We start from the raw sequence: 18,542 nt of genomic DNA on the forward strand, positions 1-18,542 counted from the left end.
AAAAATGCTAGAAGATTTTCATTTTATAAAGAATAAAACAACATATGTAGCTTTTCATATCCCATCGAGCAAATTTTTTCGATTAACATCTAAAAGTTATAGTCTGGCTGAAGATGTTGCTAATGATGAAAACATATCAATTCTATCTAAGATTCATAATTTGTCAGAAGATGATATTATGATGTTTGTAGATAACCTTAACAGTTCTGTACCTACTATTAATAATGTATCTTCAAAAAACAAAAAAAAGATTGCAAGAGTGACAATTCATGTAGCAAATGATTGCAATTTAGCTTGCACTTATTGTTATGGTAATGAAGGCACTTATAATCATGAAAAAAAATTAATGAGTGCTAAAACAGCTGAAGATATTGCTTATTTCTTAATAAACAACTTTACAGAAGTAGAAGGAATTGTTTTTTTCGGAGGCGAACCACTTTTGAATCCTCAAATCATAAAGTTAATCTGTGAAATATTTAGGAAACATGAAAAAGAGTTTCCTATACCAAAGTTCAGCATTATAACCAATGGCACGATACTTAATTCTTGCATAATTGATCTTATTGATGAATACCTCGAAACTGTAGTGGTAAGTATAGATGGTCCACAAGAAGCAAATGATTTACACAGGAAATATAAAAATGGCAATGGTAGTTATAATAAAATTGAAAAGTTCATAACAACCATAAAAAGCAAGACTAAAGCGTTAGTAAAATTTGAAGCTACTTACACAAATGATCATTATAGCAGAGGTTATTCAAAACAAGCTATAAGTTCTTTCATAAAAAATACGTTCAAAATTCAAGGTTCTCTTGTTGAAGAAATGTTTGATGATTCTTATGATGATAGAGTTTCAGATACTCCAACATCAAAAGAAATTAAAGAGTTATTTTACTCTTCAAATGGCGAAAATATCGTATTAAGTGAAAATTTTATTGATATAATCCTCTCTATTGCAAAAGGGGCTAAAAGGCAAATGTGTCCAATTGGAGAAGATATAGTCGCAATTTCAGTTGACGGTGAGATCCTTCCATGTCACGTTTTACTTAACGATGATAAATTCAGCTTTGGAAATATTTATTCAGAAAACATATTTAACAACCCATCAATATACTATGACCAATTTCCATTTTTAAAAACTAGCTCATTAAAAATTGGCACATGTAGCTCTTGTTGGATAAGGAATTTATGTGGCGGCTGTGTTTTAAGATGGTTTTACGATAATAATAAAAAGGTATTCTTTAATAATCCACATCCAGAATTGTGCAAAGCCACCAAGAGCTTTTATGAAGAAATTATTTTGAATTTAGCAGAGCTTCAAAAAGATAATGATCAATACATTAAGTTTGTTAATGTATTGACAAAAGAATTAAATCCATCGACATGTTCAATGTGAAAATCAATCATAAATATAGTGTCCTAATTGGATATTTTCGACAACATAAGAAAAAAGCCCTTTGGGGAGGGCTTTTTATGATGCTAAATGTATTATTGATTCTTCCAACACCGCTGATTACAATGTATTTAATTGATACAATATTACCAGCAAAAAATTATAATTTATTAGGCATTATTAGCATGTCAGCAATTGCACTAATTGCATTAAAGGGAGTTTCAAATTCACTTCAGCATTTATTTTTTCAGAGCTTTAATGAATGTGTTATTTTTAAAATTCAATTAGATCTGTTTGAAAAAGTACAAACAATACCTCAGTTTATTCGAAAGAAAATGCATACTGGATATATAATGTCCAGAATTAAAGAAGATCCAGAAAGATTACAAAGTCTTTTAATTGAGTCTTTTTTTACAATAATTAAAGATGGGTTGACTTTTATCGTTGGAATAAGTATTATTTTCTATTTACATTGGAAATTAGCATTAATTTCTGTGGTACTATTACCTTTATATACTCTAACATTACAATTTTATAGTAAAAAAGTTAAAAAAGCTTCTCAAATTTACTATGAGCATAAAGCTATAGTGTCCAAGAAAGTTCAAGAATCTATTTCTTTGTTAGATTTGTTTAAACAATTTAATGCACAAAAATATGATGCTATTAAATTTGTAAAATTATTGAAAAATTCCACAAAAAGTAGTCTCAAAAAAACAATGCTAAATGCATATAGTTCTATTATGGTGGGGTTTATAGGTGGTCTTGGTCCTATTCTCATTATATGGTATGGAATAGCAGAAATTATGAATGGTAATTTATTATTAGGTGAATTAATTGCATTTAACTCATTTCTAGGGTATTTATTTGGCCCAACAGATAGACTCACAAAACTCAACATAAACATACAGCAATCTTTGGTGGCCTGGGATCGTATTTATGAATATTTATTTGAATTATATAAAGAACCGATTTCTTTATCTAATAAAAATATTAGTAAAACTCTAATTGGTGAGATAAAATTTAATGAAATTTCGTTTTCATATGATTCAAAAAAAATACTGAACAAATGTAATTTATTTATTCCAGGAAAATCAACAGTTGCTATAATAGGAGAAAGTGGATGTGGAAAATCAACATTAGTAAGTTTATTAACCTTGGTTAACACAAATTACGATGGAAGTATATTAATCGATAATCTTAATATCAAGGATTTAGATTCTTTTAAGTATAAAGATCAAATAGCTATCGTGACACAGGAACCTATGCTTTTTCATAACACCATTTATAACAATATAGCTTTAGGCAAAAATTCAATTACATTAGACAAAATAATTTATGCTTGTAAAATAGTAAAAATACATGATTTTGTATCATCACTGCCAAAAGGTTATGATACTATTCTAGATGAAAGGGGTATTAATTTATCAATAGGCCAAAAACAAAGAATTGCATTAGCAAGAGCAATTGTTAGGGATCCAAAAATTCTCATTTTAGACGAACCAACCTCAAATTTAGATTTGGAAACGGAAAAATTACTATTCAATGACCTTAACAACTTTATAAAATCACGAACTACAATTATTATCACTCATAGACTTGACATAAATCTAAGATTGGATTACCTAATAACTTTAAAATCGAACCAAATCACAGTATCTGAAAAACTGAAAGAATCTCTTAGTTCCTTAATCTAATAAACTTCTCATATTTACACTGCATGAAAAATTCATTTTTAAAGATCGCTTTTAAGAATATAATTAATGAAAAAGTTAGTTCTGCTTTTAATATAATTGGATTTTCGCTTACACTAACAACAGTATTGTTGATTTCTTTTTATGTAATTAATGAATTGAGTTATGATACCTTTCATAAAGATTATAAAAACATATTTCGCAGTACGATAAAAAGCACTTTTGAAAATGGAGAGGTAAGCGAAACAGCAGGTGTAATTCATTCCATAGGACCTCGAATAAATGAAGAAGTTCCATCTATAGAATCCTTTACTCGAATTTATCCAGAATGGCAAACATTGGTAATTAAAAATAAATTAAACTCTTATTCTGAGTCGGAAATAGCCTATGTTGATCCAGGCTTCTTTTCTGTGTTTTCATTCCAATTTATAGAAGGTAATTCTACTCAATTTATCAAGAAAAATAGCTTGATAATAAACAAAAAAACGGCGATTAAGTATTTTGGCAATAAATCAGGATTAAATGAAATATTAACAATAAAAAACATTGAATATAGGGTAATTGGAATCATAGAAGACTTTCCTCCAAATTCACATTTTGATTTTAACTTATTAATACCAATTTCCTCTAAAGATTTTGGAGAGAATTTATTTTATCAAGGAGGTAGTTTCTACACATATTTCAAAATTAAATACCAAGCTAATCAAGTTAATGTTCTATCGCAAGTTAATTCAATTGCACGTAGATTATACTTGGAATACGATGAAAGAAAAAAGAATGAAACTAGATCAATACAAATGGCTTTACAGCCATTAAATAGAATTCATCTACACTCTCACTTTAGAAATGAATTAAAAGTCAATGGGAATCTATTCTATGTTAAGATTAATATATTCCTAGCAATACTTTTACTTTTAATTTCGACAATTAACTTCATTAATACAACTACTGTTATATCAGAAAAAAGATCAAAAAGCATTGGAATTCAAAAAGTTCTCGGAGCATCAAGAATTCAGTTAATCCAAAATATAATTCTTGAGATAATGATACCGCCTCTGATTGCATTAATTATCGCAATCCTATTAGCGTTTAGTCTAAATAATTATTTCATGCCACTATTAGGGTTTTCAATTCCATTAAGTGCAATATTATCATGGAAATCTATAATGATACTAATTATTTTAGGCATTATAGTTATTCTCCTATCAACAGTATATCCCGCTTTATATCTTTCAAAACTACCAGTATTAAATATTATGTCAGGATATAGTGCAACAGGAATTCATAGAAATTCACTATTATATAAAATTTTATTATGCTTTCAATTTGCATCCTCTATCTTTTTAATAATTTCCTTATTGCAGATTACCCAACAAATCAATTATTTAAAGAAAAAAGATTTAGGATTCAATAAGAACAATGTTTTAGTTTTTACAAATATTTCGCATCAAACAAAGAAAAAACTACCTATTATCCAAGGTGAGCTATGTAAATTACCATTTGTTAAAAATGTATCTAGCTCGAAACAAATTCCAGGCGAAAGAATGCCCGAGGCTGAATTCAAATTATTTCAGGCCCATGATTCTAAATGGTCCGAATGTAATGTTATAAGAGGTGACTGTCATTATATCCCTACACTTGAATTAAACTTACTTGAAGGAAGAAACTTTAGAAATTACAAGAATTTAGATAAAGACGTAACTATAATAAACGAGAGTGCAGCGAAAGCAATTGGAAAAGAAAGTCTATTAGGAACGCAAATTAATCTAGATGGGAAGATTTACTCCATCATTGGAATTGTACAAAATTTTCATATTGAATCACTTCATAATAATATTAAACCTATATTTATTGTTTTAGGAAAATCCGGCACAACTGATTTAGCTATAAATATTAATTCAATAAATCAAAAGAATAATATAAATCGCATAAAATCAATTTTTAATGATATTGCTCCTGAGTATATACCGTTTTCATACTTCTTAAAGGATCGATTCAATCAAATGTATAAAAGCGAAGATCAAATCCAAAGAATTTTATTAACATTTTGTTATATTGCCATTATCATTTCAATAATGGGAGTATGGGCATTCTCATCTCTTTTTCTTCAAAAAAAGCAGAAAGAAATTGCAATTCGAAAAGTATTGGGAGCAAACAATATAAACTTATTTACTTTATTAATAAAGAATTTTTTACCATGGATACTAATTGCGTTTATTATATCATCCCCTCTTGTTTTTATATTTATATCTACTTGGTTAGATGCGTATATTTATAAAATAGAAATTTCCATATTATATTATATATATACTATAATTAGTGTTATTGTAGTAGTTATTATGGCAGTAATCTATCACTACCTTGTAATGATTAAAGCTCAGCCAGTTACAATTTTAAAGAAGGAATAAAAATTAAATCTTACTCGTTAGTATTTTGTCTAATCATAACATCCAAGGGTAAAATCACAAACTCCACTTTAAAGAAAATTACATTAATTAGATTTTTCAACTGAAATACTTTTAGAGAGGGAATTTTTAATATCATATAAATACAAAAGAGAACATTCAAGTATTTTGTTGATATTTTCTCACTGTATACATTTTTATTATCAAATTCTTTCACAGCTTTTATTATTTTAGATGTTCCTTTAGCATCTCAAAATTCCAGAGATAAAATAACTTCAAATTCTAATATATTTTAATGATTCGAAATATTATATAGAATTGCCACTTATATTAAAAACTATCAAAATTCTTTTACTAAAGAAGATTATAAGATTTTATTTTCTGTAATATGTTCCCATATAAATTCAATTAGAGTAATTGAATCAAACTTGGATGATCATTAAAGTATTGTAGAGTAAAATAAAGTTCATAAAATCGTCCGTTTTATAAAACAAATCAGATAATCAAAAATAATCATAGCTTAATAGTTACATTTTCCGTTTTATTTAATAGTTTTATAAATTATGCATTTATAAAACTAATTTATGATATTTGGATATGCTCGGGTCTCTACTCCAGAGCAAAACATTAGTAGTCAAATTTCGATGTTAAAAGATGCTGGTTGTAAGAAAGTTTATACTGATACTGCAAGTGGAGTTAGAGAAAATAGAAATGGTCTCAAAGAATTAATGCAAACAATTAGAAAAGGAGATACTGTAATTGTATATCGCGTTGATAGAATTTTTCGATCACTCAAAAATATGGTCGAGTTAATTGAAACATTCAATCAAATGCAAGTAAACTTCACAAGTTTATCTGAACCACAATTTGACACAACCTCTGCCAATGGTAAATTCTTACTTCAGATTTTTGGAGCTGTAGCTGAATTTGAGCGTAATCTAATTAGTGAAAGAACTAAAATAGGTCTAGTTAATGCCAGAAAAAGGAAAAAGTTATTAGGAAGACCTAAGGGACCTACGAAAGATAGCCTTGATAAATACGAATACGCCTGTCATTTATATGAAAATAAAAATTATCCTATTGATAAAGCATGTCAAGCAGCTGGGATTAGTAAGACAACTTTTTATCGTATAGATAAAATGAAAAATAAATAATCATGGATGTAGAAGGATTGCCTGATTATATCTATCAATTCATGACTTCGATGTTTGTAGTTTAATTTTTCTAAATATTAATTTATATCCATATCATGCTGAATTCCTCCTCCATTCCATTTACCTGTCACTGACCAAATTTCATAATGAAGTAACCATTCCGATATCCATGGTACCAATATATCAGCAAGCAACATGCTTGTATCCCACTCTCTTGCCCTTTTATAATAAAGACATAACCATTGCTTATCCTCGCTGTATAAATGATTGAAATCGTCTTCTTTTTTTCTTTTTCTTAAAACTGGTGAAAGGACATAAACATTGGGAGATTTCCCTAGCCTGTAGATCAATTTAATTTTATACTTTTCACTTAATGGACTTGGCTGCAAGTTATGTTTCCATGTAAGTACATTTTTGCTAATTGTAACAGTAGAAGAGGGAAATAAACTCTTCAATTTCCCTCTTTGTATTCCTAAATTAATGATATTTTTTTTTATTTTATCCATGAAAATTGTGGTTTTTTACTGTTTCTCCTACCGCTCCTAAAATTCCAGTTCCTCTTGCCATTTTAAGGGCGCCTACTTCCCGTTTTTTCAAAAGTCGCTCTCCATAAGCATTAAAAGCCTTATTCATAACATCTTCACCAAAGGGCCTTTTAAGAGATTCAACAATTAATGGTAATGAAGGTTTCAGTGATAGAGCACTTATATCTTTTTTTACCTGATTTAACCAAGAATAAAAATTTTCCTGCTTTTTAGGATTCTCTGGCCATTTATCTGCAAAATTTTCTTCCTGATTCACAGGATTTCCAATCCATTTAATCATTCTTCCATGCTCTTCGGAATATCTCTCTTCAATTTCTAATTCCAATTGATTAACAATATTTACAAGAGCATCCATTATATTTCCTTCCCTTCGGTATGCCTTAGCCGAAAGTGTTGTAATAATGATTGAAATTGGCTTGTGTTCATCTCCATTAAACATGATGTCACGATGTCGTTTTAATATCTGGATCACGCGTTGTAAGGGCAATTTATTCTCCTGGTATTTTGGAACAGGTTGAACTGCCTCACTCATCCAAATAGCTTTTTTAAAATCAATGTTTGCAATATTGAAAAACCACTTGCCGTAACCAAAAGGATTGCTTTTCATCCAATTAAGATGATTGGTGTCTGAATAATAATTCTCATCCTGATTATCCGTAATTCGAATTGCCAAATCGTTTACCTCTCCTAGATCAGTTGCAGCAAAGGCCTTTTCTAATACTTCACGATAACCAGAGTCTACTACTGCAGGAAGAATATCCATATGATATCGTTCTTTTATATTTGGCGAATCCTGACGATATTCAAGTGTCCAACATCTCCTTCCTTCATCGTCAAGCATTTTTTTGTAAGTTTCGTTATCTTTTATGCGATCACCTACTTTTTGTTTTACTCCGTACTGAGCCCAGTTTGGATTTTTTCCTTTTAATTGGCAAACCAGATCAATATCCATATCATCATTTTCGTTAATAGGCTTGATCATAGTTCCAAGCATAAAAGAGCCTTGAGGTAAAATTTCAGGCATATAAGGTGCCAAACTTGATTTCTCATCCGAAAGCCATTTTCCTACTGCCTGATAACTGTCAACAGCTGCGTTATATTGTGTCTCATTAATGTCAAGGGATTCTCCCAAGTTTTCCAACAAATCATTAATTTGTATTTTCTGTTCAGGTGTCATCATTTTCAATTGGGTTTTATTTCAATAGTTTTTACAAATCCTTTTCTCTTACTGTTTTGGTCATAAATTAACATTCCCATATCTGCTTTAGGCATCCAAACTCTTCCCAGTTCAACCGCAGTAGCAACAGGCATTGAAGGGAAAATATTTAAAACCGTATCCTGTCCATGTTTTGCTTTAATTTCATCAAAAGCATAACGCATAAGTTTCCTAAATTCCATAAGTTGATTTCTGGTTCTTAAAAAATCATTGCTAGGGGAATCTATTTTTATTGACCAAATAGAGGTATCCTCACCAAGGACAGATTCAATTCTATCGTCAGTGATTGTTGCACTAAGTTCAAATTTTAAGGCTACTTTTTTTGTTATTTTATCTGGAGCAACCAATCGAAATTTGATCAGTTCCGTTTCATCAAGCCACTTCCATGTTGAAGGTTCCCGGTGTAATTGGTAAACTTCAGCAGGATAAATATCATTTAATAGGGTACCTAATTGAATCAACAAGGGTTGAGGAGCTAATGCAAAAATAGAGTAATGGTGGTGTGGACTGTTTTCTTCTAAATATTTTAATTTTTCAGAAAATTGATTGTTTAAGTTTTCTCTTTGAATTTCCCAAAAGATTTCTTTATCGTCCTCAAAAAGTGTATTGTGCATACCAAGATCTATAGTTTTATATTCCGCCGGAAAATAGTTTGGTATTACTGCTTCACGAACACGATTATAGGACAAAGGAGTATCATGAGTTCCTACTTTTGCACCAAACAAAACAATGTGTGACTTCTTATCCGGACTGATACCTGTTAATAATTCAATTCTTTCCTCATGATCCTTTTTCATTTGGATTAATCGTATAGCAGAAAATTCATCCTCGCGCTTTTTATCATCAATTAAACGATGGCATTCATCGCATACCAGCATCAAATTAGAAAAATCGATTTCCAATTTTGGAGATAAGACTTCATCGTAGCGAGGTCCATTTGGAGAATAAGCATAAATATGTGCTATATATGAAATATTCATTTGATTCATAGTAGCACCATGGCGCCAAAGCGGTTTGTTACAACCTTCAAATTGACACCGACCTGCAGAACTTGTCCACAATTGGGTTTTTACTAATACTGGTATTGAGGGCCTGCTGTTAGATTGTTTTTTTGTCATTTAAAATACTAATTCATTTTTATATTAATTTACCATGTTTGAAGCCATATCCAATAAATATCATTGCATCCTTTATCATACTTACAAATCATATCGAATTTTATTTATCACATAATTATATTTTTTGTACATTTAAAAATTAATTATTGAAAATTTTCGACACCTTGCAATTTCAATACGAAAATCGTTACCAACGCTTTTGCGTATATAATATGAACAGGCATAATGATCCAATCATTACAATTAAAAAAAGTAGATACACAAGAGCTAATTCTTCAATTTCAAAATATTAAGTCTTCAGAAGAAAATCGGGATCAAGCTTTTGCAGTTTTATGTACTCGTTTTAGAGAGAGAATTCTTAATAAATGTGAGATAAGATGTAATCAATTTGGTTATAATATAACTGTTGCTGAGACAATTGCAGAAAGAACATTTTATAAATATGCTAAAAGCCCAGGGTTTGATATTACAAAATCAAAAGCTTCAAGTATTGATATTGCTTTTGAACTGTATCTGCTTGGGATTGCTAAAAGAGAGTTAACAAATTATTTTAGAGAAGAAAAGAAGAAACTAAATGGCACTTATTATGATGGTAATGAGCAAATTATTGAAAACTTACCTAAAGTTGACATTAGTAAAATGAATCTCAAAGCAAGAATTATGCATTTGGCTATTTTATCACTCCCTGATAAACATCGAACTATATATCTAACATATAAATACTATGAAAAAATTGGTTGTAATTTACCAAGATCATTACTCTCTAAACTCCGTGAGCATCTAGGTGTTAGTCAAAACACTATCCGTTCATATAAAAAGGAGGCCATTGATAAAATCAATAGTTATATTGAAGTTATGGAAGCAACTAAAAACATTTCAAATGAATAATTCTATTTTTGATGATTATTGGGGAGAAATAGGAATTGATTTTCCTAAAAATGAAGCTCAATTAAATTCTTTCAATAAACAGTACTGTGATTACTCGTTTGAGGGAAATATTAATGCTATCAATCCATCGTCAATACTCAAATCTTTAAAAAAAGAATCAAAAGTTATATCCGGTGTTGACTATCACAAAAGAACTATCCTAGCTGCTGAAATTGTTTATCAATTACATAAGGAGTTTACGATGGGGCATTTAAAACTTCAGAAACTTATTTATTTGTGCGAACAATGCACTAATATGCAAATACACACAAATTTTTTAAAGCAAGCAATGGGTCCTTTTGATCCACATATGATGAGATCAATTGATAAACAACTTAAAAAAAACAAATGGTTTAATTTCACAAAAAATGATTTTCCTTTATATAAACCACTGGATAATATTGGAAGTCATAAAATCTGGTATGATAGATACTTTGAAGATTATTCTACTCAAATTAATTTCTTAATTGAAACCTTCCGTAAAAGTAAAAGTGACAAAGTAGAACTGGTTGCTACTATTTATGCATGCTGGCTAGAAGCAATTGACAATAATCAAATTGTTAGTGAAAATTTACTGTTAGAGAAAGTTTATAAATGGTCTAAAGAAAAAATTAAATTTCCTGCCTCAAGTATCCAAAGAGCTATAAAATGGATGGATGAAAAAGGCATCAAACCATCTGAAGAGGTAATTATCTAACAATTTACAACAAACCTCTCCATAATTTTTGGAGGAGAAGTATCATTTTTTATTATTAGCAATACAATCTTGCATAAATAACAACAACCTTTGTTGAACATACGCAAATAGTTTATCGCCATTCTCAGTCAAATAGTCATTCACCATGATTTGATTGTAATTTTTTCCATTTATATCTTCATAAGAAAATAATGGATACCCCTCTTTCATTGTGAAGTAATTAATTAATAATCTTCCAAGCCTTTTATTTCCATCAATAAATGATTGATGCAGCCAAATAAACTTTGCTAGTTTTACGCCTTTCATAATAGGACAACCATTCCCAGAATTAATTTCATGAATTATTTTATTCATATTCTCGTAAACATCATTTATCGAACTTAGTGGTTCGATTTTTTTAATTCCAAACTCCGGAGAATAAATAGATAGAAGATTATCAACTTGTTTTAATGAATAATTGTGTTGTTTATTTTCCTTAGCTTCAAAATAATAAACATCATCTTCCCAGAATTCCTCAAATAAAGAACCATGCATGTTAATAACCAATTCTATTGAAAATTTCTCATTTTGGTTTATAGCTTGTATCATCCGATTTAGAGCCCTAAACATTCCTCTCTGCTCATAGATATCCCTTACTTTTATATTTTTTCCTGAAATAAGACCACTACCAAGCAATTGAATAGTTTGTTCAAGGGTTAATTTATTTCCTTCCAGACGATTTGTGCAGTTCACATATCTGCACTGCTCTAAAAATTTATCCTCCTTTGATTGTGATAAATCTAATTTACGATATTCTTTGAAAACATTCTCTATGTCAACTGATCCCATTCTATTTTTTTCATTTAGCAATTAATTCTCTAAATTTAAGGAATTAGTACATTAAAAATTTATAGGCTTATTACACTCCTGATGTAGTTCCAATTTTGGACTATAGTTATCAACACCACTAACTCACAAAAGGATAGCTAATTAGTTAAAATAAAAGAATCATTTTCTAAGTTCGTAACTTTAAATGGAAAAATGATCTAATTATAAACTCATAAATCCAGCAAAAAGATGAAGGTAATAATAGTTAAAGGAGATATTAAAATAGATATTGAACTTCCAAATGAAACTTGCAATAGACTTAACTTAAGAGAAGATATTCAGTACAATTTAAATCTTAGAAATGGAGTAATTACTTTTACCCCAATTAGAAGGAGAAAGTATATATTGAAGAACCTATTAAACCAAATCAACGATTCCAATTTACATAACGATATGTTATTTTAAAAAAGCTTCAGGAGTTTAAAAAATCCAGAATATATGAACAGAAAATGTCCTAAATGTGGAAGCTCTAAAATAAAAACTATTAAGCCGATTAAAATTGATCTGTTTGTGAGCTATTATTTAGTAAGTTGTGAAACTTTCGATCATGAATTTGAAATTCAAAAATCCGATTGATTACCTTATTACGACATTTATAATAGTGCAGTTAATTATTATAAATTTTTATTAGGTTTATTCAAATTTGTAACAATCACAATATGGAAATTACATCATATTCAGATTTCAGAAGGAATTTAAAAAATCATCTAGATGCACTATGTGCATCCAATGCTCCCTTATATATAACTAGATCGAAAGGTGACGATATTGTTGTTATCTCTAAATCAGAATATATGAGCATCCAAGAAACAATTTATTTGATGTCTAATCCGAGAAATGCTCAAAGATTAGCTGAATCTTTGGATGAATATCAGAAAAGAGAAATTAACTAGTTTAGTAATTACTTTTAACAATTTTATAGCCTGCCTTATCTAATTCATGATAAATATCTCTAACTATTTGGTTACATTCTTCAGGAGTTAAAACCGCAGTCATCGAAGTTTTAGCCTCATTCCATCTCATAAGATATATTGCTTCAAACAATGCTAATTCAACCTTTTCATTTTTATCTTCACTATTTCTCATCAGTCCAAATTTGTAATAATATTATTTTACCTATTCGAAACCTTTTAAGTTTACTTTTCTTAAAATAAGTAATTAAAATTGTCTCCAAAAAGTTGTATCAAACTCTTTAGTTTCAAATTCGGTTTGAATAGCTTCAGGGTATGTATCGAAAAAATCATATCCTGTTATTGCTTCAAGATAATCTATTGTAACAGTGTATTTAAATATATCCTTCTCAATATAATCATTCTTACTATCATGGTGTGGAAAATAGAATACAATCACATGTGGAAAGTCAGCACCATTCTCCATCACAACAACTTTATAGAAGTAGTCTGGAACAAAAATTGAATTATTATCTCCAACCTTTTCAGCTTCTCTGTCATCAATTAAAATACCTCCAGAATAAACCCATACTTCATTTCCTTTAGCAACGATATCATCCTGTATCCATCTTTCAGCCTTAAACCAAACTCCACCACTACCGTTGAGTCCATAATGTAGCTGAGGCACTATATTAGACATATAGTTGCCTTCAAAAATTGTTAATTCATCGTCTATATCTGACATTTTTTTGTCAAAATTGGCATATTTCCCATCTTTATCCCTATCTCCTCCAAGAACCTTATAAGGGCAATAATGACCACGAGCATAGTTAAAGGCTCTGAATAATCCATCATATTCATTATCCTTAACTGCATCATTAATATCGGGATCCTCGCGAAATTTCTTAAAGCGTGATTTTCGTTCTGGTGTTTTTAAGTAATCAGGAATTATATGATATACAGTATAGTTAGGGATTCTACATTCAGCATTAAAACTATTTACATAAGCAGTACGTACCAAAATTTTATTATTATCCGGTTGTCCCCATTTCATATGCTCATCATATAAGGATTTCTCTCTAATAGTAAGCTCATCGAAATACTTTTGTGCAATTGCAGTGCTTGAATAAAACGAAGTAAAAAATACTATAAGAATATAGAACTGTTTTTTAAAAGTCTTCATGTCTTATTGATCTATTTTAGTTAATAATTATTGGCTTGCAGATGATTAGTTCAAGTTATTTTCAATATTATGCATTTCGATATATGTAAATTAACACTCAAAACTTTTTACTTTACCGCAATATTATAGTACATAAGTTATAACATATTTTGAGAAAAAAATATATTCCTCTTCTAATATTTTTTTTGATTATCCATATTTTAGAACTAATTACTTGAAAGAAAGTTACCGCTTTCATATTTTCCGGTAATAGACCATTCAAACTAAGCATTTTTAGTGGAATAATCAATAACTCTATTGATTTCAACATTATAGGACCAAGAGAAAGTTGGATCTGCATTTCTCGTATAATTATAAATTATAATATTTGGATGAATTGCTTCTGAATATGCTGTACCAAATTTAAAAGCCAATGATATTAGGTCCTGCATAAAATAAATGCCCCCTCTTAATTTTATCTGAAATCACTTTTTTATTTAATAAATGTTTTTAATTTTATAATGCAAAAAAAATCACAAATCTCATTAGTAATCTATTACTTAACTCTTGCAAAGAATCCCCTTAACTTTATACAACAGTGCAACACATAGATGAATCAATTAGATATATTTTAGATAAAAGTAAGGAGGATAGAATTTTCTTTTCAAAATGTGATAAATGGTTCGATTACAGGAAGGCAAGCGAAATATTTAAAATATTGGAGGACTTACTAAAACATCCACCTGTTCTCCGCATGCCAAATCTACTAATTACAGCAGAGACGAATAATGGAAAAACTGCATTAGTACGTAAGTTCTACTCAAAATATAAGCCACATGTCGAAATTGAAAATAATAGAATATCTGGAAGAGCAATATATGTGCAAGCCCCTCCAATACCAGATGAAAGAAGATTTTACAACACCTTACTTGAAGAACTAAATATTTCATACTGCATTTCAGATAAACTCGAAAAAAAAAGAATCCAAGTTCTTAATGCTTTGCAAAACTTAGGAACGAAGATGGTTATTATTGATGAAATTCATCATATACAAGCAGGATCGCTTGTCAAACAAATAGCATTTATAAACATGCTTATAACACTATCTGATCTTCTTCAAATTGTGATAATTACAGTGGGTATTTTTGAAGCACATAGCTCTTTCGCAATTTCCTCTCAATTCTCCAATCGCTTCGATTGGATTTCTTTGCCAAAATGGGAGTTGAACGAAGACTATTTTCGACTTTTAGAAAATTTTGCAAAGTTTCTGCCTCTGCATCATCCATCAACTATACAAGATCCCAAAATAGCTTCAAAAATACTAAAAATGAGTGAGGGCACCATTGGTGAAATATCAAAAATACTTACTATTGCGAGTATAAAAGCCATTATTTCTGAGACAGAACAAGTTGATAGTCATATTCTAGAAAATATCAATTATTTGACACCATCAAATCGGAGAGCTTATTCATCTTTTTTTTGATCAATTAGAATACTCTTTCTGTAACAATTAGTAACACCTTCACGATTTAAATATCTGTATATTGTAGCCCTAGATTTATTTAATATTTTAACGATCTTTTCAACTTCAATTCCTTTTAAATACATATTTTTGGCTTTTCGAGCTGCAACCTTATCGTAATTTCCTTTAATTCGCCCCCCTACCACTCCTTTCAATTTAGCTTTTGCAAGACCAACTCTCGTATCCCGTAGATAAACGGAATCTTTCATATCAATAAAATTTCGGCAAATTACGAGAAATTGCCTATTTGTCTCAGTATTAAAGCATGGCTCTGAAAGACTTTTATAATGAATTCCCATTCCCTCTAATTCCAATAGAAATCGGATAAAATTAACTACTTGTATGCCTAAACGATCATTGGAATAGACTACCAGAGTATCATCACGATAGAGAGAATCTTTAATCCTTTCCAATAAAGACCTTTCTCTTTCACCCTTTATGTAATTAAATTGAATAATTTTTTCACACCCTTCTTTTTGAAGAGCAATGATATCGTTCTCTACTTCTCCATCTTTAAAATAACTATAAGTAAAGCCTATTTTCATGTTTATAACTTTAAATTTAAAAAATTAAATTTTTATAAATTTGGAATATTGTTTTATATCGGAGAAATGGTATTAGCATATGTTAATGTAAATTTGCAAAAGCAATTGTATTTTTGCATCTTCTAATGTAAATGACACCAATGTTCCGGCAACCGAGTGAATTTTGGTGGTTTCCAATGCTTCCTGCAGACTCAAAGGCGGTAATATTCCGGGAATTCGTTTGGCCAGCATGGTTTTTCCTGCACCCGGAGGACCAATCATGATGATGTTATGCCCACCGGCTGCCGCAATTTCCAAAGCTCGTTTTACATTCTCCTGCCCCTTTACATCGGCAAAATCGTGTGGGAACTGATTCAGATGAGCGTAAAATTCGGCCCTGGTATCTACTTCGGTAGCGGGAATTTCTGCATCGCCTTTTAAAAATCCGATCACCTCGCTTATATTTTCTGCCCCATACACTTTTAGCTTGTTGACCACTGCAGCTTCGCGGGCATTTTCTTTGGGCAATATCAAGGCTTTGAATCCTTCTTCCCGGGCCTGAATGGCCATTGGCAAAACTCCTTTTATGGGCACCAAACTTCCATCCAATGACAGTTCGCCCATAATTACGAATTCCTCCAGATTCTCGCATTGCATCTGTTCAGTTGCTGTTAATATACCAATGGCAAGTGGCAAATCGTAGGCCGACCCTTCTTTTCTGATATCGGCAGGAGCCATATTGATAATGATCTTCTTCCCGGGGATTTTATAGCCGGCTTCTCTCAAAGCAGAATCGATGCGTTGCTGACTTTCCTTTACTGCATTATCGGGCAATCCAACAATGGAAAATCGCACACCGGGAAAAACATTCACCTCAATGGTAATTGTAGTTGCATGAATGCCATAAACAGCACTTCCGTAGGTTTTAACAAGCATATATCCAGATTTTTAACAAACAAAATATTTTTGCTGAATATAACAATAATTTTTACCCTCTAAAAACATCTTATTAATTTATAGATAAATAGATTGATGAAGCATGAAACAAAGTGCCAAATCATTTCACAAAAACTCCATCATTCAAGTCAAACCTCTTGTAATGTTTTACGAATATTATTTTGTTTAACTATATGTAATCAAATCTTTGCAATCGCAAAGCTAGCCTATCATACAGAAAGTTCATTTATTACAAATTCCACAAAACAACTTAAACTTCTCATTTTTTATTTGTTACAAATTCTCTATTTTCTATAATTATAATTTTTAAATCTCATCTTTAAACGCTATTATTACTTATCAATATTTTTAATCAATAAAAAACCACACAAAATGAAAAGTAAATTTATTTTAATTCCCCTCTTATTTTCCTGTTTCTATTCCATTGCCCAGGAATTGCCAACAAATCCAAAACCAGGAAAATGTTACGTTAAATGCATTACCAAGGATGTATTCGAGGAAATCGAAGAAACAGTTGAAATTAGTCCGGCTTACACGAAACTGGAAATAGTTCCGGCGGTATACAAAACTGTTACAGAAAGAGTTTTGGTAAAAGAGGCCAGTAAGAAGTTGGTTTATGTGCCTGCAGTGTATGAAACCATAGAGGTAGCCTATACTAAAAAAACAAAAAGAACAGACCTGGAGGTAATTCCCGCCAGCTTTGGGAAAAGTTCAGAAACAATAGAAGTTTATCCCAAAACATCAGGTTGGGAATACACAGAGATGGAAGACTGCCCCTCGGTAAATAAAGAAGATTGTGTAATTGCTTGTTTTGTTGAATATCCTGCCCAACACACAACTGTTCCAACAATTACCTTAAGCAAAGATGCCAGCACACGGAACATTCCCATAAAAGAAGAGCATTCCACCTATAAAAAGCAAGTCATAAAGGAACCTGCCAGAATGGAAGAAGTTGAAATTCCCGCAGAATATGCCATGATCGAAAAGCAGGTACTTGTTTCGCCGGCTAGCACAAAAAAAGTTGAAGTTCCGTCGAAAATGAAAACCATTAAAAGAACGGTTCTTGTTGAAAAAGGAGGTATTAGCAGCTGGGAAGAAATTGAGTGCGATTTGCTTCAGCCTAACCTGCTGCCTATTTATTATGAATTGGGTAGCGCAAGGTTAACGCCCGATTCCAAGAAGACAATTGATAAAATTCTCTTGCCAATTTTGAACGAAAAACCTGTGAAAATCGAAATTATGGCTCATACCGATTCAAGAGGAAATGACGATTACAATATGGCATTATCGCAACAAAGAGCGAATGCGGTGGTGAATTACCTGGTAACGCAAGGAATTGAACGCAACAGGCTTACGGCAAAAGGTTATGGCGAAACCCGTCTGATTAACCGTTGCGCAAATGGTGTAGATTGTTCGGAAGAAGAGCATCAGAAAAACAGGAGAACCGAATTCCGCATTGTAAATCAGTAATCAT

The 18,542-nt window shown here is 30.6% G+C and carries 17 protein-coding genes; 9 read left to right on the top strand and 8 right to left on the bottom strand.

Annotation, left to right across the window (positions count from 1 at the left end; translation table 11 throughout):
• Positions 1-4: 4 nt before the first annotated feature.
• From ELS83_RS03600 to ELS83_RS03615, 4 genes are all read left to right on the top strand, one after another.
• Positions 5-1,396 (top strand): radical SAM/SPASM domain-containing protein, encoded by a 1,392-nt coding sequence (locus tag ELS83_RS03600; RefSeq protein WP_171594160.1) that lies wholly within the window; start codon positions 5-7, stop codon positions 1,394-1,396.
• Positions 1,384-3,087, top strand: a complete 1,704-nt coding sequence (locus ELS83_RS03605) for an ABC transporter ATP-binding protein (RefSeq protein ID WP_171594161.1) — start codon at positions 1,384-1,386, stop codon at positions 3,085-3,087. Before ELS83_RS03600 ends, ELS83_RS03605 begins: the two co-directional genes overlap by 13 nt.
• Before the next feature lie 23 nt (positions 3,088-3,110).
• Positions 3,111-5,492 (top strand): FtsX-like permease family protein, encoded by a 2,382-nt coding sequence (locus tag ELS83_RS03610; protein ID WP_171594162.1) that lies wholly within the window; start codon positions 3,111-3,113, stop codon positions 5,490-5,492.
• A gap of 581 nt (positions 5,493-6,073) precedes the next feature.
• Positions 6,074-6,643, top strand: a complete 570-nt coding sequence (locus ELS83_RS03615) for a recombinase family protein (protein WP_171594163.1) — start codon at positions 6,074-6,076, stop codon at positions 6,641-6,643.
• Positions 6,644-6,720: 77 nt separating this feature from the next.
• On the opposite strand, the gene ELS83_RS03620 is transcribed toward ELS83_RS03615, so the two are convergent.
• Genes ELS83_RS03620 through ELS83_RS03630 form a run of 3 tightly spaced genes read right to left on the bottom strand, consistent with a single transcriptional unit; the run spans position 6,721 to position 9,522 of the window.
• On the bottom strand, positions 6,721-7,149 hold the full coding sequence (locus ELS83_RS03620) for a type II CBASS E2 protein (protein ID WP_171594164.1): 429 nt from the start codon (positions 7,147-7,149) through the stop codon (positions 6,721-6,723).
• Positions 7,142-8,368: a nucleotidyltransferase domain-containing protein gene (locus ELS83_RS03625; RefSeq protein WP_171594165.1), complete on the bottom strand. Its 1,227-nt coding sequence runs from the start codon at positions 8,366-8,368 to the stop codon at positions 7,142-7,144. Before ELS83_RS03625 ends, ELS83_RS03620 begins: the two co-directional genes overlap by 8 nt.
• A gap of 2 nt (positions 8,369-8,370) precedes the next feature.
• A complete protein-coding gene (locus ELS83_RS03630) occupies positions 8,371-9,522 on the bottom strand; it encodes an SAVED domain-containing protein (protein ID WP_171594166.1) in 1,152 nt (383 codons plus the stop codon).
• Positions 9,523-9,747: 225 nt separating this feature from the next.
• Between ELS83_RS03630 and ELS83_RS03635 the strand changes: the two genes are divergently transcribed.
• Positions 9,748-10,410 carry an RNA polymerase sigma factor gene (locus ELS83_RS03635; protein ID WP_171594167.1) on the top strand — a complete coding sequence of 221 codons (663 nt, stop codon included), beginning with the start codon at positions 9,748-9,750 and terminating at the stop codon, positions 10,408-10,410.
• Positions 10,403-11,146 carry a YbgA family protein gene (locus tag ELS83_RS03640; protein WP_171594168.1) on the top strand — a complete coding sequence of 248 codons (744 nt, stop codon included), beginning with the start codon at positions 10,403-10,405 and terminating at the stop codon, positions 11,144-11,146. Before ELS83_RS03635 ends, ELS83_RS03640 begins: the two co-directional genes overlap by 8 nt.
• 42 nt (positions 11,147-11,188) lie before the next feature.
• On the opposite strand, the gene ELS83_RS03645 is transcribed toward ELS83_RS03640, so the two are convergent.
• Entirely contained in the window at positions 11,189-11,974 is a 786-nt protein-coding gene (locus ELS83_RS03645; RefSeq protein WP_171594169.1) for a Fic family protein, read from the bottom strand.
• A gap of 698 nt (positions 11,975-12,672) precedes the next feature.
• Here ELS83_RS03645 and ELS83_RS03650 point away from each other — a divergent pair.
• The gene (locus tag ELS83_RS03650; RefSeq protein WP_171594170.1) at positions 12,673-12,906 is read left to right on the top strand and encodes a type II toxin-antitoxin system Phd/YefM family antitoxin; all 234 of its coding nucleotides are present in this window, start codon (positions 12,673-12,675) and stop codon (positions 12,904-12,906) included.
• 1 nt (position 12,907) lies between these two features.
• Here ELS83_RS03650 and ELS83_RS03655 read toward each other — a convergent pair whose 3' ends face one another.
• Both ELS83_RS03655 and ELS83_RS03660 read right to left on the bottom strand, forming a co-directional pair.
• Positions 12,908-13,099: an amidohydrolase family protein gene (locus ELS83_RS03655; RefSeq protein ID WP_171594171.1), complete on the bottom strand. Its 192-nt coding sequence runs from the start codon at positions 13,097-13,099 to the stop codon at positions 12,908-12,910.
• Positions 13,100-13,171: 72 nt separating this feature from the next.
• Positions 13,172-14,086 (bottom strand): DNA/RNA non-specific endonuclease, encoded by a 915-nt coding sequence (locus ELS83_RS03660; protein ID WP_171594172.1) that lies wholly within the window; start codon positions 14,084-14,086, stop codon positions 13,172-13,174.
• 577 nt (positions 14,087-14,663) lie between these two features.
• Between ELS83_RS03660 and ELS83_RS03665 the strand changes: the two genes are divergently transcribed.
• Positions 14,664-15,548, top strand: coding sequence for a TniB family NTP-binding protein (locus tag ELS83_RS03665; RefSeq protein WP_171594173.1), 885 nt, complete (start codon positions 14,664-14,666; stop codon positions 15,546-15,548).
• Here ELS83_RS03665 and ELS83_RS03670 read toward each other — a convergent pair.
• Both ELS83_RS03670 and ELS83_RS03675 read right to left on the bottom strand, forming a co-directional pair.
• Positions 15,530-16,132, bottom strand: a complete 603-nt coding sequence (locus ELS83_RS03670; RefSeq protein ID WP_171594174.1) for a recombinase family protein — start codon at positions 16,130-16,132, stop codon at positions 15,530-15,532. The genes ELS83_RS03665 and ELS83_RS03670 overlap by 19 nt on opposite strands.
• Before the next feature lie 72 nt (positions 16,133-16,204).
• Positions 16,205-17,047 (bottom strand): YifB family Mg chelatase-like AAA ATPase, encoded by an 843-nt coding sequence (locus tag ELS83_RS03675; protein ID WP_171594175.1) that lies wholly within the window; start codon positions 17,045-17,047, stop codon positions 16,205-16,207.
• 393 nt (positions 17,048-17,440) lie between these two features.
• Between ELS83_RS03675 and ELS83_RS03680 the strand changes: the two genes are divergently transcribed.
• Complete coding sequence (locus ELS83_RS03680) at positions 17,441-18,538, top strand: OmpA family protein (protein WP_171594176.1); 1,098 nt, start codon at positions 17,441-17,443, stop codon at positions 18,536-18,538.
• Positions 18,539-18,542: the final 4 nt, after the last annotated feature.

The sequence above is a fragment of the Marinifilum caeruleilacunae genome (genome assembly GCF_013141825.1).
GTDB lineage: Bacteria > Bacteroidota > Bacteroidia > Bacteroidales > Marinifilaceae > Marinifilum > Marinifilum caeruleilacunae.